Annotated in this window: 31 protein-coding genes; all 31 read left to right on the forward strand. The window is 46.5% G+C overall.

Going from position 1 to position 25669, the window contains the following annotated elements:
- Positions 1–28 precede the first annotated feature (28 nt).
- Positions 29–625, forward strand: coding sequence for a class I SAM-dependent methyltransferase (locus tag WH37_RS29385; RefSeq protein WP_046234214.1), 597 nt, complete (start codon positions 29–31; stop codon positions 623–625).
- 310 nt (positions 626–935) lie between these two features.
- Positions 936–4502, forward strand: coding sequence for a DNA-directed RNA polymerase subunit beta (gene rpoB, locus WH37_RS29390; protein WP_177218083.1), 3567 nt, complete (start codon positions 936–938; stop codon positions 4500–4502).
- Between the two features lie 117 nt (positions 4503–4619).
- Positions 4620–8222, forward strand: a complete 3603-nt coding sequence (rpoC, locus tag WH37_RS29395) for a DNA-directed RNA polymerase subunit beta' (RefSeq protein WP_414812582.1) — start codon at positions 4620–4622, stop codon at positions 8220–8222.
- Between the two features lie 217 nt (positions 8223–8439).
- Positions 8440–8670, forward strand: coding sequence for a ribosomal L7Ae/L30e/S12e/Gadd45 family protein (locus tag WH37_RS29400; RefSeq protein ID WP_046234217.1), 231 nt, complete (start codon positions 8440–8442; stop codon positions 8668–8670).
- Between the two features lie 157 nt (positions 8671–8827).
- Positions 8828–9247 (forward strand): 30S ribosomal protein S12, encoded by a 420-nt coding sequence (gene rpsL / locus WH37_RS29405; RefSeq protein ID WP_046234218.1) that lies wholly within the window; start codon positions 8828–8830, stop codon positions 9245–9247.
- A 51-nt stretch (positions 9248–9298) separates the two neighbouring features.
- Positions 9299–9769, forward strand: coding sequence for a 30S ribosomal protein S7 (rpsG, locus tag WH37_RS29410; RefSeq protein WP_046234219.1), 471 nt, complete (start codon positions 9299–9301; stop codon positions 9767–9769).
- 56 nt (positions 9770–9825) lie between these two features.
- Entirely contained in the window at positions 9826–11901 is a 2076-nt protein-coding gene (fusA, locus tag WH37_RS29415) for an elongation factor G (protein WP_046234220.1), read from the forward strand.
- Between the two features lie 116 nt (positions 11902–12017).
- A complete protein-coding gene (gene tuf, locus WH37_RS29420) occupies positions 12018–13208 on the forward strand; it encodes an elongation factor Tu (RefSeq protein WP_046234221.1) in 1191 nt (396 codons plus the stop codon).
- A 197-nt stretch (positions 13209–13405) separates the two neighbouring features.
- Positions 13406–14467 (forward strand): ABC transporter substrate-binding protein, encoded by a 1062-nt coding sequence (locus tag WH37_RS29425; protein WP_046234222.1) that lies wholly within the window; start codon positions 13406–13408, stop codon positions 14465–14467.
- A 103-nt stretch (positions 14468–14570) separates the two neighbouring features.
- Complete coding sequence (locus tag WH37_RS29430) at positions 14571–15488, forward strand: ABC transporter permease (RefSeq protein ID WP_046234223.1); 918 nt, start codon at positions 14571–14573, stop codon at positions 15486–15488.
- Positions 15488–16282: an ABC transporter ATP-binding protein gene (locus tag WH37_RS29435; protein WP_046234224.1), complete on the forward strand. Its 795-nt coding sequence runs from the start codon at positions 15488–15490 to the stop codon at positions 16280–16282. Before WH37_RS29430 ends, WH37_RS29435 begins: the two co-directional genes overlap by 1 nt.
- A 477-nt stretch (positions 16283–16759) precedes the next feature.
- Positions 16760–17068, forward strand: a complete 309-nt coding sequence (gene rpsJ / locus WH37_RS29440; RefSeq protein WP_046234225.1) for a 30S ribosomal protein S10 — start codon at positions 16760–16762, stop codon at positions 17066–17068.
- Between the two features lie 46 nt (positions 17069–17114).
- On the forward strand, positions 17115–17738 hold the full coding sequence (rplC, locus tag WH37_RS29445; RefSeq protein ID WP_046234226.1) for a 50S ribosomal protein L3: 624 nt from the start codon (positions 17115–17117) through the stop codon (positions 17736–17738).
- A 27-nt stretch (positions 17739–17765) separates the two neighbouring features.
- The gene (rplD, locus tag WH37_RS29450) at positions 17766–18389 is read left to right on the forward strand and encodes a 50S ribosomal protein L4 (protein WP_046234227.1); all 624 of its coding nucleotides are present in this window, start codon (positions 17766–17768) and stop codon (positions 18387–18389) included.
- A complete protein-coding gene (gene rplW / locus WH37_RS29455) occupies positions 18389–18682 on the forward strand; it encodes a 50S ribosomal protein L23 (RefSeq protein WP_046234228.1) in 294 nt (97 codons plus the stop codon). Before rplD ends, rplW begins: the two co-directional genes overlap by 1 nt.
- 17 nt (positions 18683–18699) lie before the next feature.
- Positions 18700–19530 carry a 50S ribosomal protein L2 gene (gene rplB, locus WH37_RS29460; RefSeq protein ID WP_046234229.1) on the forward strand — a complete coding sequence of 277 codons (831 nt, stop codon included), beginning with the start codon at positions 18700–18702 and terminating at the stop codon, positions 19528–19530.
- Positions 19531–19595: 65 nt separating this feature from the next.
- Positions 19596–19874, forward strand: coding sequence for a 30S ribosomal protein S19 (gene rpsS, locus WH37_RS29465; protein ID WP_046234230.1), 279 nt, complete (start codon positions 19596–19598; stop codon positions 19872–19874).
- Positions 19875–19916: 42 nt separating this feature from the next.
- Positions 19917–20252 (forward strand): 50S ribosomal protein L22, encoded by a 336-nt coding sequence (rplV, locus tag WH37_RS29470; RefSeq protein ID WP_046234231.1) that lies wholly within the window; start codon positions 19917–19919, stop codon positions 20250–20252.
- A gap of 13 nt (positions 20253–20265) precedes the next feature.
- Positions 20266–20928 (forward strand): 30S ribosomal protein S3, encoded by a 663-nt coding sequence (gene rpsC / locus WH37_RS29475; RefSeq protein ID WP_046234232.1) that lies wholly within the window; start codon positions 20266–20268, stop codon positions 20926–20928.
- A gap of 2 nt (positions 20929–20930) precedes the next feature.
- Entirely contained in the window at positions 20931–21365 is a 435-nt protein-coding gene (gene rplP / locus WH37_RS29480; RefSeq protein WP_046234233.1) for a 50S ribosomal protein L16, read from the forward strand.
- Complete coding sequence (gene rpmC / locus WH37_RS29485) at positions 21355–21555, forward strand: 50S ribosomal protein L29 (protein ID WP_046234234.1); 201 nt, start codon at positions 21355–21357, stop codon at positions 21553–21555. The genes rplP and rpmC overlap by 11 nt, the downstream gene beginning before the upstream one ends.
- 54 nt (positions 21556–21609) lie before the next feature.
- Entirely contained in the window at positions 21610–21873 is a 264-nt protein-coding gene (gene rpsQ / locus WH37_RS29490) for a 30S ribosomal protein S17 (protein WP_046234235.1), read from the forward strand.
- Between the two features lie 44 nt (positions 21874–21917).
- On the forward strand, positions 21918–22286 hold the full coding sequence (gene rplN, locus WH37_RS29495; protein WP_046234236.1) for a 50S ribosomal protein L14: 369 nt from the start codon (positions 21918–21920) through the stop codon (positions 22284–22286).
- 58 nt (positions 22287–22344) lie between these two features.
- Positions 22345–22698, forward strand: a complete 354-nt coding sequence (rplX, locus tag WH37_RS29500; RefSeq protein WP_074905002.1) for a 50S ribosomal protein L24 — start codon at positions 22345–22347, stop codon at positions 22696–22698.
- Positions 22699–22727: 29 nt separating this feature from the next.
- Complete coding sequence (gene rplE, locus WH37_RS29505; RefSeq protein ID WP_046234237.1) at positions 22728–23270, forward strand: 50S ribosomal protein L5; 543 nt, start codon at positions 22728–22730, stop codon at positions 23268–23270.
- Between the two features lie 26 nt (positions 23271–23296).
- A complete protein-coding gene (locus WH37_RS35085; protein ID WP_013312154.1) occupies positions 23297–23482 on the forward strand; it encodes a type Z 30S ribosomal protein S14 in 186 nt (61 codons plus the stop codon).
- 31 nt (positions 23483–23513) lie between these two features.
- The gene (rpsH, locus tag WH37_RS29510) at positions 23514–23912 is read left to right on the forward strand and encodes a 30S ribosomal protein S8 (RefSeq protein ID WP_046234238.1); all 399 of its coding nucleotides are present in this window, start codon (positions 23514–23516) and stop codon (positions 23910–23912) included.
- 31 nt (positions 23913–23943) lie between these two features.
- Positions 23944–24486 carry a 50S ribosomal protein L6 gene (rplF, locus tag WH37_RS29515; protein ID WP_046234239.1) on the forward strand — a complete coding sequence of 181 codons (543 nt, stop codon included), beginning with the start codon at positions 23944–23946 and terminating at the stop codon, positions 24484–24486.
- Between the two features lie 60 nt (positions 24487–24546).
- Complete coding sequence (rplR, locus tag WH37_RS29520; RefSeq protein WP_046234240.1) at positions 24547–24915, forward strand: 50S ribosomal protein L18; 369 nt, start codon at positions 24547–24549, stop codon at positions 24913–24915.
- A 30-nt stretch (positions 24916–24945) separates the two neighbouring features.
- The gene (gene rpsE, locus WH37_RS29525) at positions 24946–25443 is read left to right on the forward strand and encodes a 30S ribosomal protein S5 (protein WP_046234241.1); all 498 of its coding nucleotides are present in this window, start codon (positions 24946–24948) and stop codon (positions 25441–25443) included.
- A 13-nt stretch (positions 25444–25456) separates the two neighbouring features.
- Positions 25457–25636, forward strand: coding sequence for a 50S ribosomal protein L30 (rpmD, locus tag WH37_RS29530; protein WP_046234242.1), 180 nt, complete (start codon positions 25457–25459; stop codon positions 25634–25636).
- The last annotated feature ends 33 nt before the right edge of the window (positions 25637–25669 follow it).

The raw sequence follows: 25669 nt of genomic DNA on the forward strand, positions 1-25669 counted from the left end.
CGACTTTATCAGGTCAGGGGGGATTCGCATGTCAGACCATTACTATTCGCCAAGCCCCGGCGTGAAAAATGACCGTCGCATTCATGAAGAACAGCTGCGCGGTATTGCTTTGAAATTTATGACGGATGCTGGCGTTTTTTCGAAAACAGGCGTCGATTATGGCACGCGTGTGCTGCTGAATGCACTGGAGCTGAAGGGCGAACGCAGCGTATTGGATGTCGGGTGCGGATACGGGCCGATCGGTCTTACCATTGCACGGCTTGCTCCGGAAAGCCACGTAACGATGATTGATGTGAATGAAAGAGCGGTAGAGCTATCCAAAGAAAACGCGCACAACAACGGCATAAAGAATATAACGGTTTATCAAAGCGACGTGTATGAAGCGGTTCGGCAGTCCACATTTGATATGATCGTCACTAACCCGCCTATACGGGCCGGGAAAGAGATTGTACATCGTATTTTTGAAGAAGGCTATGAGCTTCTGGCTCCTGGCGGAACGATGTGGGTCGTCATTCAGAAAAAGCAGGGCGCCGCATCAGCGGAAGCGAAGCTTGAGACGTTGTTCAGTGAAGTAATCGAAGTGACGAAAGATAAGGGCTATCGAATTTACAAAGCTGTTAAATGAGTCATTTGATTCCTTGACTTGACTTTCTATATGTGGTAAGATTATAAAATGTCAGCATTAAATTGGGCTAAATCTCTTTAGTCAACTAAAATGTCAAGTACGAATTTTTAGCGCAAAATGCATATAAAATGCGTAGTTGACGTATAATGTTTACATTTTGGGCAAAATTACTTGATATGGATTCTATACGCTTGCGCTGCGTATGGTTGGCTCGTGGAACATGCTCTTTTTTCGAACTATTCGATAAGGGCTTTTCTTTATTTGAATAAGTAAGCAGTTACGCAGTACGTTTCGTTGCTGTGAGACAGACATGAGGGGTGAGGTTAAGTTGGCAGGACAACTTGTTCAGTATGGTCGGCGCACGCGGAGAAGTTATGCCCGAATCAACGAGGTGCTGGAAGTCCCGAACCTGATTGAAATCCAACAAAAATCGTACGAAAAATTCTTGGAAACAGATTTGATTGAGTTATTCCAAGATATTTCGCCGATTCAGGACTTTACGGGCAATCTATCGCTTGAGTTTATCGACTACAGCTTGGGCGAACCGAAATATTCGGTCGATGAATCAAAAGAACGCGATGTGACGTATGCTGCTCCACTACGCGTGAAAGTGCGGCTCTTTAATAAAGAGACTGGCGAAGTGAAGGAACAGGAAGTTTTCATGGGTGACTTCCCGCTGATGACCGAGACCGGCACGTTTATCATTAACGGAGCGGAACGGGTTATTGTCAGCCAATTGGTGCGCTCCCCAAGTGTGTACTTCAGCACGAAGGTTGATAAAAACGGGAAGAAAAACTACACAGCGACCGTTATCCCGAATCGTGGAGCTTGGTTAGAGCTGGAAACGGATGCTAAAGATATTGTCTACGTTCGTATCGACCGCACTCGGAAAATTCCGGTTACGGTACTTTTGCGTTCGTTAGGCTTCGGCACTGACGCTGAAATTTTGGAATTACTCGGCCATGACGAGTATATTCGCAATACGCTTGATAAAGACAACACGGATTCCACCGAGAAAGCGCTGATTGAAATTTATGAGCGCCTTCGTCCAGGTGAGCCGCCTACGCTTGATAACGCGAAGAGCTTGCTCGTAGCACGCTTTTTTGATCCGAAACGCTATGATCTAGCGAATGTAGGACGTTACAAGATTAATAAAAAGCTTCATATCAAAAACCGTCTGTTCAACCAGCGCTTGGCTGAAACGCTTGTCGATCCTTCGACCGGTGAAATCATTGCCGAAGCAGGTCAAATGATTGACCGCCGCTTGTTGGATGACATTTTGGAGAAGCTTGAAACGAATGTCGGTTTCAAAACGTATCACGTCGCCAATGGCGTACTTGATGCAGATAGTATTCCACTGCAAGCAATCAGTGTATTCTCGCCGCTTGACGAATCCAAAGTGATTAAAGTCATCGCGAACGGAATTATTGATAAAGCAGTGAAACATATCACGCCGGCAGATATTATTGCTTCCATTAACTATTTCCTTAACCTGCTTCAAGGTGTAGGAAGCACGGATGACATTGACCACTTGGGTAACCGTCGTCTGCGTTCCGTAGGGGAGCTTTTGCAAAACCAATTCCGTATCGGTTTATCCCGTATGGAAAGAGTTGTGCGTGAACGGATGTCCATTCAAGATGCGAACGCGATTACGCCGCAGGCTCTGATTAACATTCGTCCCGTTATTGCTTCGATTAAAGAGTTCTTCGGATCCTCACAGCTCTCGCAGTTTATGGACCAGACAAATCCGCTTGCTGAACTGACGCACAAACGTCGTCTGTCTGCACTCGGACCCGGCGGTTTGACGCGTGAGCGCGCGGGCTTTGAAGTCCGTGACGTCCATCACTCCCACTATGGGCGGATGTGTCCGATCGAGACGCCAGAGGGACCGAATATCGGTCTGATCAACTCCTTGTCATCTTTTGCCCGCATTAACGAATATGGCTTCATTGAAGCTCCTTATCGTTGGGTAGATGCGAAGACAGGAATTGTAACGGAACAAATTGCCTATTTGACTGCGGATGAAGAAGACAACTATGTAATCGCGCAAGCGAATGCGAAGCTGACTCCAGAAGGCACATTCGAAGAAAGCAGTGTTATCGTTCGTTATAACAAACAAGCCGATAACATCCTTACAATGCCAAGCGAGCGCGTTGACTACATGGACGTATCTCCTAAGCAGGTTGTATCGGTTGCGACGGCGCTTATTCCGTTCTTGGAAAACGATGACTCCAACCGTGCGCTTATGGGTTCCAACATGCAGCGGCAAGCCGTACCTCTCTTGATCCCGAAAGCACCGCTTGTCGGTACGGGTATGGAGCATAAGTCGGCTAAAGACTCCGGTGTATGTATTGTCTCCAAATTTGATGGAATTATTGAACGTGTATCTGCCAATGAAATTTGGCTGCGCCGTGTGGAACAAATTGACGGCAAGTCGGTTACTGGCGATCTCGTTAAACATAAGCTTCACAAGTTTACGCGTTCCAACCAAGGAACATGCATTAACCAGCGTCCGCTTGTGCACAAAGGCGATGTCATCCAAAAAGGCGATATTCTCGCTGATGGACCGTCGACTGAGCAAGGCGAATTGGCACTGGGCCGCAACGTGGTCGTTGCCTTTATGACATGGGAAGGCTACAACTATGAGGATGCTATCCTTCTTAGTGAAAAGCTTGTTAAAGAAGACGTTTATACCTCGATTCACATTGAGGAATATGAGTCGGAAGCCCGTGATACGAAGCTTGGACCAGAAGAAATTACTCGCGACATTCCGAATGTCGGCGAAGAAGCACTGAAAAATCTCGACGAGCGCGGTATTATCCGTGTCGGTGCAGAAATCAGTGCAGGAGATATTCTCGTTGGTAAAGTAACACCTAAAGGTGTAACGGAACTGACAGCTGAAGAGCGTCTTCTTCATGCGATTTTCGGTGAAAAAGCTCGTGAAGTAAGAGATACTTCGCTTCGCGTACCGCATGGTACCGACGGAATTGTTGTGGACGTAAAAGTATTTACCCGTGAGAACGGCGATGAGCTGCCTCCTGGTGTAAATCAACTTGTTCGTGCTTATATCGCTCAAAAACGGAAAATTTCCGAGGGTGATAAAATGGCCGGACGTCACGGTAATAAAGGGGTTATTGCCCGTATTATGCCGGAAGAAGATATGCCTTTCCTGCCAGATGGCACACCAGTAGAAGTTGTCCTCAACCCACTGGGCGTACCTTCCCGTATGAACATCGGCCAAGCGCTGGAAGTTCACTTGGGTCTCGCTTGTAAACGTCTTGGCTTGCATGCTGCGACGCCAGTATTTGACGGCGCGCGGGAGAATGACGTTTTTGATGCAATGGAAGAAGCAGGCATGCAGCGTAATGGTAAGACTGTACTTTATGATGGCCGTACGGGTGAAAACTTTGAACGTGAAGTTACCGTTGGCGTCATGTACATGATCAAACTTGCGCACATGGTTGACGATAAAATCCATGCTCGTTCCACAGGTCCTTACTCGCTCGTTACGCAGCAGCCATTGGGTGGTAAAGCTCAATTCGGCGGACAGCGTTTCGGTGAGATGGAGGTATGGGCGCTTGAAGCATATGGTGCTGCTTATACCTTGCAAGAAATTCTTACAGTCAAATCCGATGACGTTGTTGGTCGTGTGAAGACGTATGAGTCGATTGTTAAGGGCGAGAACGTACCAGAGCCGGGCGTACCAGAGTCATTCAAAGTACTGATCAAAGAGCTTCAAAGTTTGGGTATGGATGTTAAAATCCTAACCGAAAATGAAGAAGAGATCGAGCTGAGAGAGTCGGATGACGATGATGACGCAGCAGGAGATAAGCTTAATCTTAATTTAGAGGGCACTGAAGTAGGCGCTCTTGAATAAAAACCTAGCCCAGCTGCGTGTACGCTTCTAGCGAATACGCAGCCGCTAGTATGCATGAAATAGCCATACATGACGAAGGAGGGTTGCTCCTTGTTGGACGTGAACAACTTCGAGTATATGAAAATTGGGCTTGCCTCGCCTGAGAAAATTCGTTCCTGGTCCCGCGGAGAAGTTAAAAAACCGGAAACGATCAACTATAGGACGTTAAAACCGGAGAAGGAAGGCCTCTTCTGCGAGAAAATTTTTGGTCCGACCAAAGACTGGGAGTGTCACTGCGGCAAGTACAAGCGTGTTCGCTATAAAGGCGTCGTCTGTGATCGCTGTGGCGTTGAAGTAACACGTGCGAAAGTTCGCCGTGAGCGTATGGGACATATTGAGCTTGCAGCTCCTGTATCCCATATCTGGTATTTCAAAGGGATTCCTAGCCGCATGGGCTTGGCACTGGATATGTCGCCTCGTTCGCTTGAGGAGATCATCTACTTTGCATCTTATGTTGTAACTGATCCTGGTGATACGCCGCTGGAGAAAAAGCAGCTGCTTTCCGAAAAGGAATACCGCAGCTACCGTGAGAAATATGGCTACGGCTTCCATGCTGGAATGGGTGCTGAGGCAGTCAAAAAACTGCTGCAGGACATTGAAGTGGAGAAAGAGCTGGAACAGCTAAAAGAAGAGCTTCGTACGGCTCAGGGCCAACGCCGTAACCGTGCGATCAAGCGTCTTGAAGTCATTGAAGCATTCCGCAACTCCGGCAATGAGCCGGAATGGATGATTCTTGATGTGCTTCCAGTTATCCCTCCTGAGCTTCGCCCGATGGTACAACTGGACGGCGGACGTTTTGCGACGTCTGACCTTAATGACCTGTACCGTCGTGTAATCAACCGTAACAACCGTCTGAAGCGTCTGCTTGATCTGGGTGCTCCTGACATTATCGTGCAAAATGAAAAACGTATGCTTCAAGAAGCAGTTGATGCGCTGATTGATAACGGCCGTCGTGGTCGTCCAGTGACTGGACCGGGTAACCGTCCGCTCAAATCGCTCAGCCATATGCTGAAAGGTAAGCAAGGACGTTTCCGTCAAAACTTGCTCGGTAAACGTGTCGATTACTCTGGCCGTTCCGTTATCGTAGTAGGACCGAACCTGAAGATGTTCCAATGCGGACTTCCGAAGGAAATGGCGCTTGAGCTGTTTAAGCCATTCGTTATGAAAGAACTCGTCAACAAAGGACTTGCGCACAACATTAAGAGCGCGAAGCGCAAAGTTGAGCGCGTAAGCCCTGAAGTATGGGATGTTCTGGAAGAAGTAATTAAGGAGCACCCGGTTCTTCTTAACCGTGCCCCGACCCTTCACAGACTCGGTATCCAAGCATTTGAGCCGATTTTGGTTGAAGGCCGCGCCATCAAGCTTCACCCGCTCGTATGTACCGCTTATAACGCGGATTTCGACGGTGACCAAATGGCCGTTCACGTTCCATTGTCTGCAGAAGCACAAGCGGAAGCTCGCTTGCTTATGCTTGCATCGGGCAACATTTTGAACCCTAAAGACGGCAAGCCAGTCGTTACGCCTTCCCAGGATATGGTTCTCGGCAGTTACTATCTGACGATGGACAACAAGGAAGCGCATGGTACGGGTTCGGTGTTTGCAACGGTGAATGAAGCGGTATCGGCGTACCAACGCGGTATTGTTTCGCTGCATGCACGGATCTTTATTCCGGTGAAAGTTTTGAAAAAGACAGTGTTCACCGAAAAACAACAGCAGTCGTTAATGTCAACGACGGTTGGTAAAGTTATTTTTAACGAAATTTTCCCGGAGGATTTCCCGTATATCAACGAGGCTACGAAAACGAACCTGTTGAACGGAACGCCGGATAAATATTTTGTATACGAAAAAGGCAGTGATTTGAAAAAAATCATTGAAGAATTGCCGATAGCAGGCGGTGTTGGTAAAGATTATCTCGGTAACATTATTGCTGAGTGCTTCAGAAACTACCATACGACGCTGACGGCTGTCATCCTTGACCGTATCAAGCAGCTTGGCTTCACTTACTCCACGCGTGCGGGTATTACGATCGCCGTATCAGACGTTATCGTGCCGCCGGAGAAAACAGAGCTTCTTAAGAAGTCAGATGATCAGGTTGCTATCGTTATGAATCAGTACCGTCGTGGTCTGATTACGAACGAAGAGCGTTATGACCGGATTATTAGCATTTGGAGCAAATGTAAAGACGAACTGACGGAAATTTTGATGAAGTCCATGGATCGTTACAACAACATTATGCTCATGGTTGACTCGAAAGCACGGGGTAACAAATCGCAAATTACCCAGCTGGGCGGTATGCGTGGTCTGATGGCCAATCCATCGGGCCGGATTATCGAGTTGCCAATTAAATCGAACTTCCGTGAAGGTCTGACGGTACTCGAGTACTTCATCTCGACGCATGGCGCGCGGAAAGGTCTCGCGGATACAGCTCTTCGTACAGCTGACTCCGGTTACCTGACTCGTAGGCTCGTTGACGTTGCACAAGATGTTATCGTTCGTGAAGAAGATTGCGGAACCGATAAAGGCTTCTCAGTCAGCAAAATTCAAGACGGTAAAGAGGTTATTGAGGATCTCTACGATCGTATTGAAGGCCGTTACGCTTTCGAGACGGTTCGTCATCCGAAGACTGGCGAAGTTATCGTCAGCCGCAACGATCTGATCGACTCGAACAGAGCCGATGCGATTATTGATGCAGGTATTGAGAAGCTGCAAATCCGTTCCGTGCTTAGCTGCCGCGCTCGTCATGGCGTATGTAAAACTTGTTATGGCCGTAACCTGGCGACAGGCAAGCATGTTGAAATCGGTGAAGCAGTCGGTATCATTGCTGCTCAATCCATCGGTGAGCCAGGAACACAGCTCACAATGCGTACATTCCATACCGGCGGTGTAGCCGGAGACGATATTACGCAAGGTTTGCCGCGTATCCAGGAGCTTTTCGAGGCGCGTAATCCGAAAGGTCAAGCGATTATCACCGAGCTTGATGGTGTGGTCAAAGAAATTCGTGAAGCGAAGGATCGCCGTGAAATCGAAGTTCAAGGTGAAGCGGAATCCAAAACTTATGCGATCACTTACGGTTCGCGTATCCGTGTTGTAAAAGGTCAGCATCTTGAAGCCGGCGACGAGCTGACAGATGGTTCGATTGACCCTAAAGATATGCTTCGGATTAAAGGTATCCGTGGCGTTCAAAACTATATTTTGCAGGAAGTACAGCGCGTCTACCGGAACCAAGGGGTAGAAATCAATGACAAGCACATTGAAGTCATGGTTAAGCAAATGCTCCGCAAAATCCGTATCGTTGATGCGGGAGAAACGAAGCTTCTGCCAGGCGCATTCGTAGACATTCATGAATATGAATCTGCCAACCGCGAAGCGATCTTTGCTGATAAAGAGCCAGCAGTAGCGAAACCGGTATTGCTCGGTATTACGAAAGCGTCTCTTGAGACGGATTCGTTCTTGTCTGCAGCTTCTTTCCAAGAAACGACTCGCGTCTTGACTGACGCTGCTATTAAAGGCAAGGTCGATCAGTTGCTTGGTCTGAAGGAAAATGTTATTATCGGTAAGTTGATTCCGGCTGGTACGGGTATGCCGCGTTATCGCAATATCCGTCTGGTAGGTCTTGAGGATGAGCAGGAAACTGTTGTAAACCAAGGCGAACTAGAATCAGAAGCAGTTACCGTTGACTAAAGCTTGAAGCATGCATGCGGCGGCGGCCTCCCCTAGTAAGTGAGGGGAAGCTGCCTGCGTATGCGTACATCGAGGCTGGGCAGCTTTTCAGAAGAGATAATGACTAACATTTGCAGCTTTTCTGATAAAGCTACTTGACACTCTAGGTGTACAGGTGATACTATATCGAAGTGTGCCTAATTGTGTGATCTTCTACCGCTAAAGGATAGGTGATTCCATGCAGTTTAAAGTTGGCGCGAAACAGACGACGAAGATGCTTGAGCAAGATAAAGCAATCGAAGTCTACATTGCTCAAGATGCAGATCCACGAATGATAGAGAATGTACTTCATTTGTGTGAGCGGTCGAGTATCCCGGTCAAATGGGTAGAAACGATGCAAGACCTTGGGAAAACCTGTGGAATTGATGTCGGAGCTGCTACGGCAGCGCTCGTAACCGATGATGAATAAAGGAAAAAAGCATTTTTGCTGGTGCAACTTCAACGTGATGATGGACTGGTAAGAATTTTTATTTGTTCTTTTATGAACCACCTGGATCTGTGGGCTTTAAAATTAGGTGTAATGTCTACCATATTAAATGACATGAATAACGGAAGGGGGTGGCAACATGCCAACAATTAACCAGCTAGTCCGTAAAGGACGCCAAGCTAAAGTCGTAAAATCGAAATCGCCAGCTTTGCAAAAAGGTTTCAACGCCTTGAAACGTGAAGCTACAAACATCAGTGCTCCGCAAAAACGCGGTGTGTGCACTCGTGTAGGTACAATGACTCCGAAAAAACCGAACTCTGCACTTCGTAAATACGCGCGTGTACGTTTGACTAACCGCGTAGAAGTTACAGCTTACATTCCGGGTATCGGACATAACCTTCAAGAGCACAGTGTCGTATTGATTCGTGGCGGACGGGTAAAAGACCTTCCGGGTGTACGTTATCATATCGTTCGCGGCGCTTTGGATACAGCGGGTGTTAACAACCGTAACCAAGCTCGTTCGAAATACGGTGCTAAACGTCCTAAAGTTAAAAAGTAAGAATCGCTTGACTACTAATGAAATTATCATTCAAGAAAGGGGGACTTTCTCATGCCACGCAAAGGTCCTGTAACAAAACGCGATGTGCTTCCGGATCCGGTTTACAATAGCAAACTGGTAACGAGACTCATCAACCGCATTATGATCGACGGTAAACGCGGTACAGCACAAACACTGTTGTACGATGCATTCAAACTGATCCAAGAACGCACGGGTAAAGATCCGATGGAAGTGTTCGAAGCAGCTTTGAAAAATATCATGCCAGTACTTGAGGTTAAAGCACGCCGTGTCGGCGGTGCCAACTATCAAGTGCCGATCGAAGTTAAACCTGAGCGCCGTACATCTCTTGGTCTCCGTTGGCTCGTGAACTACTCACGTAACCGCGGTGAGAAAACGATGGTAGAGCGTTTGGCTGCTGAAATTACTGATGCTTCCAATAACACTGGCGCATCCGTTAAGAAGCGCGAAGATACACACAAAATGGCAGAAGCGAACAGAGCGTTTGCTCACTACCGTTGGTAGGATTCGGCTAACGCTGAATCAACAAATAATCTCATTTAATGAGAGGAGATCAGTTCATGGCTAGAGAGTTCTCCTTGAAAAATACACGGAATATCGGGATTATGGCGCATATCGATGCGGGTAAAACCACTACAACTGAGCGTATCTTGTTCTACACAGGCCGTACTCACAAAATCGGAGAGGTGCATGAAGGCGCCGCTACGATGGACTGGATGGAACAAGAGCAAGAGCGCGGTATTACGATTACGTCTGCCGCGACGACTGCTCAATGGGATGGTCACCGTATCAATATCATCGATACCCCGGGACACGTTGACTTCACAGTAGAAGTTGAACGTTCCCTCCGCGTATTGGACGGGGCAGTTGGCGTTTTCAGTGCAAAAGAAGGCGTTGAGCCTCAGTCCGAAACCGTATGGCGTCAAGCAGACCGTTACGGTGTACCTCGGATCGCTTATATCAACAAAATGGACATTATCGGTGCAGACTTCTTGAACGTTATCAAGGATATGCGCGAGCGTCTACAAGCAAATGCTGTTGCGATTCAAATTCCGATTGGCGCTGAAAGTGATTTCGTAGGCGTTATCGATATCGTTGAACGCGTAGCATACAAATACAAAGATGATCTCGGAAAAGACCCTGAGAAAATCGAAATTCCTTCTGAGTACGCCGACCAAGTCGAAGAACTCCGTACGGAATTGATCGAGAAAGTTGCCGAGCTGGACGAAGAATTAACGATGAAATATCTGGAAGGCGAAGAAATTACGATTCCAGAAATTAAAGCAGCGCTTCGTAAAGGCGTTTGTGAAGTTAAAATCTTCCCAGTTATCGTTGGCTCCTCGTACCGCAATAAAGGCGTTCAAATGATGTTGGATGCTGTTGTTGACTACCTTCCATCGCCACTTGATGTACCAGCTATTAAAGGTATGCTTGATGACGGTAGCGAGGAAATTCGTCAATCTTCAGATTCAGAACCGTTCTCGGCTCTGGCATTCAAAATTATGACGGACCCTTATGTAGGTAGATTGACGTTCTTCCGTGTGTATTCTGGCGTCCTGAAATCCGGTTCATATGTTCTGAATGGTACAAAGAACAAACGTGAGCGGATTGGTCGGATTCTGCAAATGCATGCGAACAGCCGTCAAGAAATTTCCGAAGTTTACTCCGGAGATATCGCAGCTGCAGTTGGTTTGAAAGATACCATTACAGGCGATACACTTTGCGATGAGAAACATCCGATTATTCTTGAATCTATGAATTTCCCTGAGCCAGTTATCTCGGTTGCTATCGAACCAAAAACGAAAGCTGACCAAGACAAACTCGGTATCGCGATTTCCAAGCTTGCGGAAGAAGATCCTACATTCCGTGCGCATACGGATGAAGAAACAAACCAAACGATTATCTCTGGTATGGGTGAGCTTCACCTTGAGATTCTAGTTGACCGTATGCTTCGTGAATTTAAGGTTGAGACAAACGTTGGTAAGCCTCAAGTTGCTTATCGTGAGACGTTCCGTCAAGCTGCAAAAGTCGAAGGTAAATTCGTACGTCAATCCGGTGGTAAAGGTCAATATGGCCATTGCTGGGTTGAATTCGTTCCACAAGAGCCGGGTGACGGTTTCGTGTTCGAGAACAAAGTTGTGGGTGGATCGATTCCTCGTGAATTTATCGCTCCAATCCAAGCTGGTATCGAAGAGTCGATGAAAAACGGCGTTATCGCTGGCTTCCCGCTCGTTGATGTTAAAGCGATTGTTTTCGACGGATCTTATCATGATGTTGACTCCTCGGAGATGGCGTTTAAAATTGCAGGTTCGATGGCGCTTAAAGCTGCCAAAGAAAAATGTAAGCCAGTTCTGCTTGAGCCAATCATGAAAGTTGAAGTTACTGTTCCTGAAGAGTACATGGGCGATGTAATGGGTATGTTGAACTCCCGTCGTGGTCGCATTGAAGGTATGGATACTCGCGCAGGTGCGCAAATTATCCGTGCTAAGGTGCCTCTCTCCGAGATGTTTGGCTATTCCACAACACTTCGTTCCGGTACACAAGGACGCGGCGTATTCTCGATGGAGCTTTCTCATTATGAAGAAGTTCCTAAATCGATTGCTGAAGAGATTATCGCTAAAAACAAAGGCGAATAATTTTTGCCTTTGTCTAGGTTGGTCTTTTTTACTCCGGTTGGCATTACAGCTTGCTAAGCAAGCAAGTGCTCAGCCACTATATAAAACCTTTTAAATATTGAGGAGGATTAAGTTCAATGGGAAAAGCTAAATTTGAACGTAACAAACCGCACGTTAATATCGGTACTATTGGTCACGTCGATCACGGTAAAACGACTCTGACTGCAGCAATCACTACTGTACTTTCCAAAAAATACGGCGGTGCTGCTATCGCTTTTGACCAAATCGACAAAGCTCCAGAAGAGCGCGAGCGTGGTATCACGATCTCGACAGCTCACGTTGAGTATGAGACGCCAGCTCGTCACTACGCTCACGTTGACTGCCCAGGTCACGCCGACTATGTAAAAAACATGATCACTGGTGCTGCACAAATGGACGGAGCAATCCTGGTAGTTTCCGCAGCTGATGGTCCTATGCCACAAACTCGTGAGCACATCTTGCTGTCCAAGCAAGTTGGCGTTCCTTACATCGTTGTATTCCTGAACAAATGCGACATGGTTGAAGACGAAGAGCTTCTTGAACTGGTTGAGATGGAAGTTCGCGACCTTCTTTCCGAGTATGAGTTCCCAGGCGACGACACTCCAATCATCCGCGGTGCTGCTCGTGAAGCTCTGCAAAACCCAGAAGGTCCTTGGGCTGACAAAATCATCGAGCTCTTCGAGCAAGTTGATACTTACATCCCAACTCCTGAGCGCGATGTTGCGAAACCTTTCCTTATGCCTGTCGAGGACGTTTTCACAATCACTGGCCGTGGTACAGTAGCAACTGGCCGTGTTGAGCGTGGCGTTATCAAAGTAGGCGACGAGATCGAAATTATCGGTCTTGCTGAAGAGTCCCGCAAATCCGTAGTAACAGGCGTTGAAATGTTCCGTAAATTGCTTGACTCCGCTCAAGCAGGCGACAACGTTGGCGCATTGCTTCGTGGTGTAGACCGTAAAGATATTGAGCGTGGACAAGTATTGGCTAAACCGGGTTCGGTTAAACCACACACTAACTTCACTGCACAAATCTACGTTCTGACTAAAGAAGAGGGTGGCCGTCACAAGCCTTTCTTCACTGGATACCGTCCACAGTTCTACTTCCGTACAACTGACGTTACTGGTATCATCAACCTGCCAGAAGGTACTGAAATGGTTATGCCTGGCGACAACATCACAGTTACTGTTGAGCTTATCGCTCCTATCGCGGTTGAAGAGGGAACTCGTTTCTCCATCCGTGAAGGCGGCCGTACTGTAGGCGCTGGCGCTGTAGCAACTATCCAAAAATAATCGCGTGCGGCTTTAAGCCGCGCACGAATCAAACCTCTCACTTCGGTGAGAGGTTTTTTAATTTCCATGGACAAGTCATTGACGGCGCTGCTGTATCGCCTTTAATATGAGATAAGAGTATAGAGCTGCGATAGAAGGAAACCTTACGGGAACGTAAGACAGAAGCAGCTTATTATGTAGGGGAGGTTTTAGAGAAGATGAAGAAAAATATGTGGGTAGGATTAATGCTGGTACTCGTTTTGGTCATTTCGGCATGTGGGGGCAGCAAAGGAAACGGCAATACAGGAGAACAGGCTTCAACTGCACCAAGCAGCTCTGCTGAAGCAACGGACAGTGGGGCGAAAGAAAATTATAAAATTTCGATTTCACAGTATGTAGAGCATCCGTCGCTTGATGCGACAAGAGAAGGATTTATTGCTGCCTTGAAGGATGCAGGCTTGGTTGAAGGACAAAATCTGACCATTGATTTCAATACGGCGCAAGCAGATCAAGCGAACAATCAAACGTTGGCACAAAAGATTGCGGCGGATAAAAGTGATTTGGCGTTAGGTATTGCTACACCGTCAGCACAAGCGCTAGTGAAAGAAGTGACTGATCGTCCTGTGCTTTTCGCAGCGGTTACCGATCCGATTGATGCGAAGCTCGTTACAAACCTTGATGCGCCAGGCGGTCTTGTGTCTGGAGCGTCCGATACAAATCCTGCGGCGATTACAGAGCTAATGGACTTTGCAGCTGCTAATTTCCCGAAAGTGAAAAATGTTGGCCTTGTCATTAATGAAGGTGAGCCTAATGCAGTTGTAATGGCTAAAATTGCAGAAGAAGCGCTTGCTAAGCATGATATTAAGCTCGTTCGTGCAGCTGTGAGCAACACATCAGAAGTACAGCAGGCTGCAGCTTCCCTTGTGGGTAAGGTAGACGCATTGTATATTACGTTGGATAATTCAGTAGTGAGCAGTTTGGATACACTGATTAAAGTAGCTAATGATAATGATCTTCCGTTTTTTGCGAGTGATCGCGATACGGTTGAGCGCGGCGCCTTTGCGACAATTGGCTTCAAATATTATGACCATGGTTACCAAGTAGGCCAAATGGCTGTGGATATTTTGAAAAATGGCAAGAAGCCGGGCGAAATGAAAGTAACTGTGCCGGACAAGCTGGATCTTATTTTGAACATGAAGGCAGCTAAGGAGCAAGGCATTACAGTAACTGATGAGATGAAAAATCAAGTCAAGGATGCGGCTTCCAACATTATTGAATAGTTTGTAACTTAACGGGCAATTTTTCACAATGTAACGGCTATTGTCGCCATTAGACGGCAGTAGCCGTTTACAATTCCCCCGTTTGCCATGAGGAGGTTCCCTATTGCTTAGTTTGTTGAAATCGATGCCTGGCGCAATTGAGCTCGGCTTAATTTATGCGTTGATGGCGCTTGGCGTCTATATTACGTATCGTATTTTAGATTTTCCCGATTTGACCGTGGAAGGCAGTTTCACTACGGGCGGCGGCATTGCGATGATTTTGATCACGAATGGTGCGTCTCCCTGGGTAGCTACTATTGCTGCTTTTGGTGGTGGTGCGGTGGCGGGAGCCGTTACGGGGCTTTTGCATACAAAAGGTAAAATAAATGGGCTGCTCTCCGGCATAATTATGATGATTGCCCTTTATTCCATTAATCTGCGGATAATGGGCAAGCCGAATGTTTCGGTATATGGTATCGATACGATTTTTACTACCAGCAACGTACTCGTTGTTGTGGTTATCGTTGTTATTGTAACCAAACTGTTGCTCGATTTGTTTCTGCATACCGATTTAGGGCTAAGCCTGCGTGCGACGGGAGATAATGAGCGGATGATTCGGAGCTTTGGCTCCAACACGGAGACAACTAAAATCATCGGTATATCCCTTTCCAATGCGCTTGTTGCTTTGTCTGGCGGGTTATTTGCACAGCAGTCAACTGCTGCTGATATTTCTATGGGGATCGGCGTTATCGTCGTCGGTTTGGCTTCCGTTATTATTGGCGAGGCTATTTTTGGAGCACGGAAAGTCTTTTGGGCGACGCTAGCGGTTGTTCTTGGTTCCATTGTGTATCGGATCATCATTACGATTGCCTATCGGGTCGAGTGGCTCAAAGCTTCTGACTTAAAGCTGATTACAGCGGTAATCGTTATTGTTGCCCTTGTCGTTCCAACCATTCAGAAATCACTTAAACAGAAAAAATTGGCCCGTAAACGCTCAGCAGAGCTGCTAACTGATCCTGTACAACGTGGAGGTGGGCAGTAATGCTGAACATTTCGAAGGTGTCCAAGCTGTTTAATCCAGGGACTGTCGATGAAAAGACAGCTTTAATTGGCATTAATCTTCATCTGAAGCCAGGCGATTTTGTTACGGTCATTGGAAGCAATGGAGCAGGAAAGTCTACTTTAATGAACATTATATCGGGCGTCATGCGTCCGGATGCCGGCAATGTTGAAATTGCTGGGGATAAAATAACGCTGCTTCCCGAGTATAAACGCAGTAAATGGATTGGTAGAGTATTTCAAGATCCGATGGCGGGTACAGCGCCGCGCATGACGATTGAGGAAAATCTGGCCATGGCTTATAAAAGAGGCAAGCCACGTACGTTGCTGCTGGGTGTGACGCCGGCCAAGCGCGCTTTTTTCAAGGAGCAGCTGTCACGTCTCGGTATTGGGCTTGAGAACCGCTTGGGCGCAAAGGTGGGTCTTCTATCCGGTGGAGAGCGGCAGGCGCTTAGCCTGTTGATGGCGACCTATACGAAGCCGCAGATATTGCTGCTTGATGAGCACACGGCTGCACTTGATCCTGCACGTGCAGAGCTGATTACAGCGCTCACGGATTCGCTCGTCCACGAGATGAAGCTGACGACGCTGATGGTGACGCATAATATGGAGCAGGCGATCCGCCTAGGCAACCGTCTTATTATGATGGACAAGGGCCGTATCATTCTCGATGTAAATGAGCAGCGCAAGAAGGAGCTAACGGTAGCACAGCTGCTTAACGAATTTGAGCAAATTAGCGGCAAGAAGCTGGCCGACGATCGGATTGTGCTAGGTTAATAGGTATAGAGAGTGGAGCGGAGTAACACGTTAGCAATAAAGCATGGAAGATCGCTTTTCTGCCGGGTCATGGGTGAAAGCTTGCCAATGTACTGACAGAAGTGCGATCTTCTGTTGTTTTAGCGGTATGCAGCCGTTAGATGAAGGTGTTTAGCTGAGTTTCTTCTATATATATATATAAGGCACAGCATTCGTTTTGTTTATGGAGCGGTCTATATGCCGAAGCTAAGAACATAAAAGGACATATATTACTGTTCAAAAAGATAGATGAGCGCTAGTTTTATTGAAAATAGCATGAAAGCAAAGTTCTGCTTGCATTTGCCTATTCATTTCGTTATAATAATGTCTGTTGGTCTGTGACGTTGCGATGATGTGAGAGGTTGCCGACACACCCGGCCCCTTTGCCATGGGGCATGTGCCGGGTTTTCTCATGGAGTATGTCCGATAATAAATTGGGCGATAGAAGGAGGGACTTATATGGCAAAGCAAAAGATTCGTATTCGCTTGAAAGCGTACGATCACAGAATTCTTGATCAATCCGCAGAGAAAATTGTGGAAACTGCAAAACGTTCCGGAGCAAGTGTTTCCGGGCCGATTCCGCTTCCAACGGAAAAGCAAATCATCACCATTCTCCGTGCGGTGCACAAGTACAAGGATTCCAGGGAGCAATTCGAAATGCGTACACATAAACGCTTGATCGACATTGTTAACCCAACGCCGCAAACGGTTGATGCGTTGATGCGCCTGGATTTACCATCCGGTGTAGATATCGAAATCAAACTGTAAAAGCAACACCAGTATATGTGATATAGAAGGGAAATGAGGTGTCAACATGAAAGGTATCTTAGGTAAAAAACTTGGAATGACTCAAGTGTTTACTGCTGAAGGTAACGTAATTCCGGTTACGGTTATCGAAGCTGGACCGTGTGTCGTTTTGCAGAAGAAAGACCAGGAAACTGATGGTTACGAAGCTGTTCAACTCGGTTATGCCGACAAGAAAGAAAGCAGAACTATTAAGCCGGAAATTGGCCACGCTAAAAAAGCGGGAGCTACTCCTAAGCGCTACGTTCGTGAAATTCGCGGCATCCAATTGGGTGACTACGAAGTTGGTCAAGTGGTTAAAGCTGACCTTTTCGCAGAAGGCGAATTCGTTGACGTAACAGGTATTTCTAAAGGTAAAGGCTTTGCCGGCGTTATTAAACGTTGGGGACAAAGCACGGGTCCTATGTCTCACGGTTCCCGTTACCACCGCGGTCCAGGTTCCATGGGTTCGATTCAAGCGAACCGCGTACCGAAAGGCAAACGCCTTCCAGGTCACATGGGTACTGACGCTATCACGATTCAAAAGCTTGAAGTTATTCGCGTAGACGCTGAGCGTAACGTGTTGCTAGTTAAAGGTTCTGTACCAGGTCCTAAAAACGGTTTTGTGAAAGTTAAACTTACCGTTAAGAAATAAATTCTTAGAAGAAAGGAGGAACAATAAATGCCTAAAGTAACATTATACAATGTGAGCGGTTCGCAAGTAGGCGAAGTTGAATTGGCAGATAGCGTATTCGGTATCGAGCCTAACAAACACGTTCTGCACAGCGCTGTTACGCTTCAGCAAGCTGCTGAGCGTGCAGGTACTCACAAAACTAAAGGACGCTCTGAAGTACGTGGTGGCGGTCGTAAGCCTTGGAAACAAAAAGGAACTGGCCGTGCTCGTCAAGGTAGCATTCGCTCCCCGCAATGGGTTGGCGGCGGTACAGTATTTGGACCGACTCCACGCTCTTACGGATTCAAGCTTCCTAAGAAAGTTCGCCGTTTGGCAATCAAATCGGCTCTCTCTTCGAAAGTAATCGGAAATGACATTATCGTTCTTGATCAATTGTCGTTCTCGGCTCCTAAGACAAAAGAATTCGTAGCGATTCTGAACAACCTGAAAGTGGCTCGTAAAGCGCTTGTTGTTTTGCCTAGCTATGATGACAATGTAGCATTGTCTGCTCGTAACATCCCAGGTGTGAAATTCGTCGCAGCTGACGGCATTAATGTTCTGGATGTACTTGTATATGACAAGCTCATCATCACTAAAGATGCTGTAGAGAAAGTACAGGAGGTGTTTGCGTAATGAAAAACCCTCGCGATATTATTAAACGTCCTGTTATTACAGAACGTACTAGCGAATACATGGTTTCCAAACGTTACGTGTTCGAAGTAGATCTTCGCTCTAACAAAACGGAAATCAAAAACGCTATTGAGCAAATTTTCAAAGTTAAGGTTACTAGCGTTAACACAATGCGTGTTGCTGGTAAACCTAAACGCTATGGTAAATATAGCGGTTATAGATCCGAATGGAAAAAAGCAATCGTTCAACTGAGCGATGATAGCAAAGAACTTGAGTTCTTTGAAACGTCTGTTTAGAAAAGGAGGAAATTCAAGTGCCAATTAAAAAGTATAAACCGACCTCTCCTGCACGTCGTGGTATGTCGGTCTCGACTTTCGAAGAGATCACAACAGACACACCGGAGAAATCGTTGCTAGCACCACTTTTCAAAAAAGCTGGTCGTAACAACCAAGGTAAAATTACGGTTCGTCATCAAGGCGGCGGACACAAACGTAAATATCGGATTATCGACTTCAAGCGTCTTAAGGATGGAATTGCTGGTAAAGTGGCAACGATCGAATACGATCCGAACCGTACTTCCAACATCGCCCTAATCCACTACGCTGATGGTGAGAAAGCCTACATTATTGCTCCAAAAGGTCTTAAAGTTGGAGATCAAGTAATGTCCGGTCCTACTGCTGACATTAAAGTAGGTAACACTCTTCCACTTGGTAACATTCCTGTTGGTTCGGTTATCCACAACATTGAATTGCAACCAGGCAAAGGCGGACAATTGGTTCGTGCTGCTGGTACTGAAGCTCAGCTTCTTGGTAAAGAAGAAGTTTACGTTTCGATCCGTCTTTCTTCCGGTGAAGTTCGTCGCATTCTGAAAACTTGCCGTGCAACAATCGGTTCTGTTGGTAACGAAGATCACGAACTCGTGAAAATCGGTAAAGCCGGCCGTTCCCGTTGGTTGAACAGACGTCCAGAAGTGCGCGGGGTAGTAATGAACCCTAACGATCACCCACACGGTGGTGGTGAAGGTCGCGCTCCAATCGGTCGTAAATCGCCAATGTCTCCTTGGGGCAAACCAACACTTGGTTACAAAACCCGCAAGAAGAAAAAAGCTTCGAGCCAATATATTATTCGTCGTCGTACGAAGTAATAACTGCTTAATAGAAGCTGCGTGACCTTGAGTCACGCTATGTTTCCGCGAAGGGAGGACTCCAAATGGGTCGCAGTTTGAAAAAAGGGCCGTTTATTGACGGTTACCTGCTCAAAAAAGTCGAGGATTTGAATGAAGCAAACAAAAAAGTCGTGGTCAAAACTTGGTCCCGTCGCTCGACAATTTTCCCACAATTCATTGGTCACACTTTCGGCGTTTATGACGGTCGCAAGCACGTGCCAGTATACGTAACGGAAGATATGGTTGGACACAAGCTTGGTGAGTTTGCACCAACTCGTACGTACAAAGGTCATGATGACGATAAGAAAACGGGCAGAAGATAATTTTGCCTATAAGATCTTTATCGATTGAAAGGAGGTTCACACATGTCTGAAGCTAAAGCGCATTTGAGATTCGTACGTATTGCTCCTCGTAAAGCTCAACTCGTTGCGGATTTGATTCGCGGCAAGAAAGTTGGCGAAGCAATCGCGATTCTGCGTCACACGCCTAAATCTGCTTCCCCGATTTTGGAGAAGCTGCTGAACTCTGCAATTGCTAACGCTGAGCATAACTATCAATTGGACGTTAACAAGCTGGTTATTTCCCAGGCTTTCGTTAACCAAGGTCCAACTATGAAACGTTTCCGCCCACGTGCAATGGGACGTGCAAGCAAAATCAACAAAAGAACCAGCCACATCACTTTGGTGGTATCTGAGAAATAAGGAGGGATAACGTGTGGGTCAAAAGGTAAATCCGGTCGGTCTTCGTGTTGGGATTATCCGTGATTGGGAATCCAAATGGTACGCAGGCAAAGACTTCGGCGATCTTCTGATTGAAGACGTGAAAATTCGTGAATACCTGAAGAACAAACTTAAGGATGCGGCAGTATCCCACATCGAAATCGAGCGCGCGGCTAACCGTGTTAACGTGACGATTCAAACTGCGAAGCCGGGTATGGTTATCGGTAAAGGCGGTTCTGAAGTGGAGAACCTGCGCACGGAGCTTGGTAAAATCACTAAAGGCAAAAAAGTTCACATCAATATTTCTGAAATTAAACAAGCAGATATGGATGCTATTCTTGTAGCAGAAAGTATCGCACAACAGCTGGAGCGTCGTGTTTCTTTCCGTCGTGCTTTGAAACAAGCGATCCAACGTTCGATGCGTGCTGGCGCTAAAGGGATCAAAACCGCTGTTAGCGGACGTCTCGGCGGTGCTGAAATTGCTCGTTCAGAAGGCTATAGCGAAGGTACAGTTCCACTTCATACCCTTCGTGCTGATATCGATTATGGTACAGCTGAAGCGCATACGACTTATGGTCGTATCGGTGTAAAAGTTTGGATCTACCGTGGCGAAGTCCTTCCGGTTAAGAAGAAAGCTCCCCAGGAAGGAGGCAACTAATCATGTTGGTACCTAAACGTGTCAAACACCGCAAGCAACAACGCGGACATATGAAAGGTCGCGCTAAAGGCGGTACTGAAGTTTCTTTCGGAGAATACGGTCTTCAAGCACTTGAGCCGTCATGGATTACGAACCGTCAAATCGAATCGGCTCGTATTGCTATGACTCGTTACATCAAACGTGGTGGTAAAGTATGGATCAAGATTTTCCCTGCTAAGCCAATCACTCAAAAGCCTCTCGAGGTTCGTATGGGTAGCGGTAAAGGTAACGTTGAGAAATGGGTTGCTGTAGTTAAGCCAGGCAAAATTATGTTTGAGCTTGCTGGAGTACCTGAAGAGGTTGCTCGCGAAGCAATGCGTCTTGCGTCACACAAACTGCCTGTTAAAACGAAGTTCGTGAAACGCGAAGAAGTAGGTGGTGAAGCAAATGAAGGCTAGTGAATTTCGTAACCTAACCTCTGCTGAGATCGAACAAAAGGTAAATGGTTTTAAAGAGGAGCTATTCAACCTTCGTTTCCAATTGGCTACTGGCCAACTGGACAATCCGACACGGATTCGTGACGTACGGAGAGAAATTGCTCGTGCTAAAACCATCTTGCGTGAAAGAGAACTCGGAATCAGCAGCTAAATAGTTGTCCTTAACTAAGGAAAAAGTGCCAAGGTTTAAGGAAGGAGGAAGAACATGAGCGAACGTAATGCCCGCAAAGTGTTAGTCGGTAAAGTGGTGAGTGACAAAATGGATAAAACAGTTGTTGTTGCTATTGAAACATATAAAAAACACAGCCTGTACCATAAACGCATTAAATCCACGAAAAAGTTCAAAGCCCATGATGAGAACAACGAAGCTAAAATCGGCGATGTTGTAAAAATTATGGAAACTCGTCCGCTTTCGAAAGACAAACGCTTCAGACTCGTGGAGATTGTTGAAGTAGCGATTGTCCTTTAAGTTTGAAAATGTAATCTAGTTTTGTCCGAAAGGAGGACGTTGACATGATTCAACCATTTTCCCGTTTGCGTGTCGCTGATAACTCAGGAGCTAAAGAACTGATGTGTATCCGTGTACTTGGTGGAACTGGTCGTCGCGTAGCGGCTATCGGCGATTTGATCGTTTGTTCCGTTAAACAAGCAACACCAGGCGGCGTTGTCAAAAAAGGTGATGTTGTTAAAGCAGTTATCGTTCGTACAAAGCGTACGGTTCGTCGTAAAGACGGTTCCTACATCGCGTTTGACGAAAATGCAGCTGTAATCGTTAAGGAAGACAAGAGCCCACGTGGTACTCGTATTTTTGGACCAGTTGCCCGTGAGCTTCGCGATAAAGATTTCATGAAAATCGTATCGCTTGCACCAGAAGTTATCTAATAAAAGTCCCCAAGGGATTGCAATAGCTTGATCATCAAGCATGCAGGAGGTGTAACTCATGCCAAGATTGAAAAAAATTCTTGAATCGCATAACAATAAATTGCACGTTAAAAAAGATGATACGGTCATCGTCATTTCCGGTAAGGATAAAGGCAAAAAAGGCCGTGTAATCGCTGCATATCCGCGTGAAAACCGCGTACTTGTAGAAGGCGTCAATATGGTTAAAAAGCATACTCGTCCATCGCAGGCTAACCCGCAGGGCGGTATCATCGAGCAAGAAGCGCCGATTCACGTATCGAACGTGATGCACATTGATCCGAAGAGCGGTAAAGTAACTCGCATTGGATACAAAGTGCTTGATAACGGCAAAAAAGTTCGGATCGCAAAACGTTCCGGCGAAGTAATCGACTAACGTTACTGTAGGAAGGAGGACCATGAATCATGGCTGCAAGAATGAAGGATCGTTTTCTTAACGAAATCACTCCTGCTCTGATGCAGAAGTTTAACTATACAACAGTTATGCAAGTGCCTAAAATCGAGAAAGTCGTCATCAATATGGGTGTCGGCGAAGCGGTTGCTAACTCGAAAGTACTTGATGTTGCTGTTGATGAGCTTCGTCAAATCGCCGGTCAAAAACCGGTTGTAACACGCGCGAAGAAGTCCATTGCCGGCTTCAAACTTCGTGAGAACATGCCAATCGGGGTTAAAGTAACACTGCGCGGCGAGCGTATGTATTACTTCCTGGATAAGCTGTTCAACATCTCCCTCCCACGTGTGCGTGACTTCCGTGGCGTATCATCGAAAGCATTCGATGGTCGCGGTAACTACACACTGGGTTTGAAAGAGCAATTGATCTTCCCGGAGATTGAATACGATAAAGTTGATAAAGTTCGTGGTATGGATATCGTCATCGTGACGACGGCAAAAACGGACGAAGAATCTCGCGAATTGCTCACCCAATTGGGTATGCCGTTTGCGAAGTAATCCACTTTTAGGAGGTGTAATACCCAGTGGCAAAAACTTCGATGAAAGTGAAGCAACAACGTACACCGAAATTTAAAGTGCGTGCGTACACGCGCTGTGAACGTTGTGGCCGTCCGCACTCTGTTTTGCAAAAGTTTAAAATTTGCCGGATTTGTTTCCGTGAGTTAGCATACAAAGGCCAGATCCCTGGCGTTAAGAAAGCAAGCTGGTAATAAGCCTAGTTCGGGAAGGAGGTTAACACAAATGGTTATGTCTGATCCGATTGCAGATATGCTGACACGCATTCGCAACGCGAACGTTGTTCGTCATGAAACCGTTGAAATGCCCGCTTCGAAAGTGAAGAAGGAAATCGCTGAAATTCTGAAGCGTGAGGGTTTCATCCGCGATGCTGAATATATCGAGGATAACAAGCAAGGGATTATCCGTATTTTCTTGAAATACGGCCCGAGCCAAGAGCGCGTAATCACTGGTCTGAAACGTATTTCTAAACCAGGTCTTCGCGTTTATACAAAATCTAATGAGATCCCTCGTGTACTGGGCGGTCTGGGAATTGCTATTATTTCCACGTCCAAAGGGATTATGACTGATAAAGAAGCACGTCAAGGCAAAGCTGGCGGCGAAGTCGTCTGCTACGTTTGGTAATTAACAAGTCACAAAGATTGGAGGTGTAACGATGTCCCGTATTGGTCGCAAACCAATCCAAGTGCCTAACGGCGTAACAATCAACTTGGAAAACACAGTTATTACTGTTAAAGGACCTAAAGGAACGCTTTCCCGTGAATTTCACAAAGATATGAAAGTCAATGTGAGTGAAACTGAAATCGTCATTGAACGTCCTTCTGACAATAAATTGCATCGCTCTTTACACGGTACTACTCGCAGCATCATCGCTAACATGGTGAGCGGAGTTACTGACGGATTCTCGAAAAATCTTGAACTCGTTGGCGTAGGTTATCGTGCAAGCAAAAATGGTGAGAAAATCGTTCTTAACGTTGGTTACTCTCACCCAGTGGAAATCGCTCCTGAAGGCGGAATCGAATTTGACGTTCCAGCGAACACGAAAATTACTGTTCGCGGAATCGATAAAGAACTCGTTGGCGCATTTGCTGCCAAAATCCGTTCCGTACGTGAGCCTGAGCCGTATAAAGGTAAAGGTATCAAGTACGAAGGCGAGCGCATCATCCGCAAAGAAGGTAAAGCTGGTAAGAAGAAATAAGCAGTCTGACATGGCTGCTTAATATAGCGGTATGAGGAATTGGAAAGGAGTGAACCTTGAATGATTACGAAAGGCGATAAAAACAAGGCACGTCTGAAAAGACACTTGCGTGTTCGTAAAAAAATCAATGGAACGGTTGCACGCCCACGTCTGTCTGTGTTTCGTTCCGCTAAGCATATGTATGCTCAATTGATCGACGATGTACAAGGAGTAACATTGGCTGCTGCTTCTACACAAGACAAAGAGCTGACTGAAGCTATCGGCAACGGCGGCAGCGTTGAAGCTGCTCGTAAAGTCGGCGAATTGCTTGCAAAACGCGCTCAAGCGAAAGGTGTAAACCAAGTAGTATTTGATCGTGGTGGTTACTTGTATCATGGAAGAATTCAGGCGCTTGCTGATGCAGCTCGCGAAGCTGGTCTGGAATTCTAATCGACTTTACTTATAAGGAGGTTAAACGACTTGCGTATAGATCCGAATACGTTAGAACTTACTGAAAAAGTTGTCAACATCAACCGTGTTGCCAAAGTTGTTAAAGGCGGACGCCGCTTCAGCTTTAGTGCATTGGTAGTAGTTGGCGACGGCAACGGCTATGTTGGCGCAGGAATCGGTAAAGCAGGCGAAGTACCTGATGCAATCCGCAAAGGTATCGAAGATGCTAAGAAAAACCTGATTCATGTTCCAATCGTTGGTACAACAATTCCTCACCTTGTGCTAGGACATTTCGGCGCTGGAGAAGTTCTCCTGAAGCCGGCATCCGAAGGTACAGGTGTTATCGCTGGTGGCCCAGTTCGTGCAGTTCTTGAACTTGCTGGCGTTGGCGATATTTTGACGAAATCCCTCGGTTCTTCGAACTCCATGAACATGGTTAACGCAACGCTCGAAGGTCTTTCACGTTTGAAACGTGCTGAAGATGTTGCGAAGCTTCGTGGTAAAACTGTCGAAGAGCTGTTAGGTTAAGGAGGGGTATACGATGGCAAAATTGCAAATCACCCTCGTTCGCAGTTTGATCGGCCGTAACGAGAAACAGCGTGCTACTGTAGCATCGCTGGGACTTCGTAAAATCCGTCAAACCGTTGAATTGAACGATACTGTAGCTATTCGCGGCATGGTTAAACATGTTAGCCACTTGGTTAAAGTCGAAGAAGTATAAGATAGAAGTTCATACCAAGATATAAACAAGGAG

The organism is Paenibacillus algorifonticola, from assembly GCF_000971975.1.
GTDB lineage: Bacteria > Bacillota > Bacilli > Paenibacillales > Paenibacillaceae > Pristimantibacillus > Pristimantibacillus algorifonticola.

What these genes read in the sequence shown, in the direction of transcription:
- rplN (WP_046234236.1), top strand. Translation starts at nt 21,918, where the DNA reads ATGATTCAACCATTTTCCCGTTTGCGTGTCGCTGATAACTCAGGAGCT.
- rpmD (WP_046234242.1), top strand. Translation starts at nt 25,457, where the DNA reads ATGGCAAAATTGCAAATCACCCTCGTTCGCAGTTTGATCGGCCGTAAC.
- tuf (WP_046234221.1), top strand. Translation starts at nt 12,018, where the DNA reads ATGGGAAAAGCTAAATTTGAACGTAACAAACCGCACGTTAATATCGGT.
- WH37_RS29435 (WP_046234224.1), top strand. Translation starts at nt 15,488, where the DNA reads ATGCTGAACATTTCGAAGGTGTCCAAGCTGTTTAATCCAGGGACTGTC.
- rplX (WP_074905002.1), top strand. Translation starts at nt 22,345, where the DNA reads ATGCCAAGATTGAAAAAAATTCTTGAATCGCATAACAATAAATTGCAC.
- rplV (WP_046234231.1), top strand. Translation starts at nt 19,917, where the DNA reads ATGTCTGAAGCTAAAGCGCATTTGAGATTCGTACGTATTGCTCCTCGT.
- WH37_RS29400 (WP_046234217.1), top strand. Translation starts at nt 8,440, where the DNA reads ATGCAGTTTAAAGTTGGCGCGAAACAGACGACGAAGATGCTTGAGCAA.
- fusA (WP_046234220.1), top strand. Translation starts at nt 9,826, where the DNA reads ATGGCTAGAGAGTTCTCCTTGAAAAATACACGGAATATCGGGATTATG.
- rplF (WP_046234239.1), top strand. Translation starts at nt 23,944, where the DNA reads ATGTCCCGTATTGGTCGCAAACCAATCCAAGTGCCTAACGGCGTAACA.
- rplE (WP_046234237.1), top strand. Translation starts at nt 22,728, where the DNA reads ATGGCTGCAAGAATGAAGGATCGTTTTCTTAACGAAATCACTCCTGCT.
- WH37_RS29385 (WP_046234214.1), top strand. Translation starts at nt 29, where the DNA reads ATGTCAGACCATTACTATTCGCCAAGCCCCGGCGTGAAAAATGACCGT.
- rplP (WP_046234233.1), top strand. Translation starts at nt 20,931, where the DNA reads ATGTTGGTACCTAAACGTGTCAAACACCGCAAGCAACAACGCGGACAT.
- rpoB (WP_177218083.1), top strand. Translation starts at nt 936, where the DNA reads ATGAGGGGTGAGGTTAAGTTGGCAGGACAACTTGTTCAGTATGGTCGG.
- rpsQ (WP_046234235.1), top strand. Translation starts at nt 21,610, where the DNA reads ATGAGCGAACGTAATGCCCGCAAAGTGTTAGTCGGTAAAGTGGTGAGT.
- rplD (WP_046234227.1), top strand. Translation starts at nt 17,766, where the DNA reads ATGCCTAAAGTAACATTATACAATGTGAGCGGTTCGCAAGTAGGCGAA.
- rpsG (WP_046234219.1), top strand. Translation starts at nt 9,299, where the DNA reads ATGCCACGCAAAGGTCCTGTAACAAAACGCGATGTGCTTCCGGATCCG.
- rplC (WP_046234226.1), top strand. Translation starts at nt 17,115, where the DNA reads ATGAAAGGTATCTTAGGTAAAAAACTTGGAATGACTCAAGTGTTTACT.
- rpsL (WP_046234218.1), top strand. Translation starts at nt 8,828, where the DNA reads ATGCCAACAATTAACCAGCTAGTCCGTAAAGGACGCCAAGCTAAAGTC.
- rpmC (WP_046234234.1), top strand. Translation starts at nt 21,355, where the DNA reads ATGAAGGCTAGTGAATTTCGTAACCTAACCTCTGCTGAGATCGAACAA.
- rpsH (WP_046234238.1), top strand. Translation starts at nt 23,514, where the DNA reads ATGGTTATGTCTGATCCGATTGCAGATATGCTGACACGCATTCGCAAC.
- rpsJ (WP_046234225.1), top strand. Translation starts at nt 16,760, where the DNA reads ATGGCAAAGCAAAAGATTCGTATTCGCTTGAAAGCGTACGATCACAGA.
- WH37_RS29425 (WP_046234222.1), top strand. Translation starts at nt 13,406, where the DNA reads ATGAAGAAAAATATGTGGGTAGGATTAATGCTGGTACTCGTTTTGGTC.
- rpoC (WP_414812582.1), top strand. Translation starts at nt 4,620, where the DNA reads ATGAAAATTGGGCTTGCCTCGCCTGAGAAAATTCGTTCCTGGTCCCGC.
- rplR (WP_046234240.1), top strand. Translation starts at nt 24,547, where the DNA reads ATGATTACGAAAGGCGATAAAAACAAGGCACGTCTGAAAAGACACTTG.
- rplW (WP_046234228.1), top strand. Translation starts at nt 18,389, where the DNA reads ATGAAAAACCCTCGCGATATTATTAAACGTCCTGTTATTACAGAACGT.
- rpsS (WP_046234230.1), top strand. Translation starts at nt 19,596, where the DNA reads ATGGGTCGCAGTTTGAAAAAAGGGCCGTTTATTGACGGTTACCTGCTC.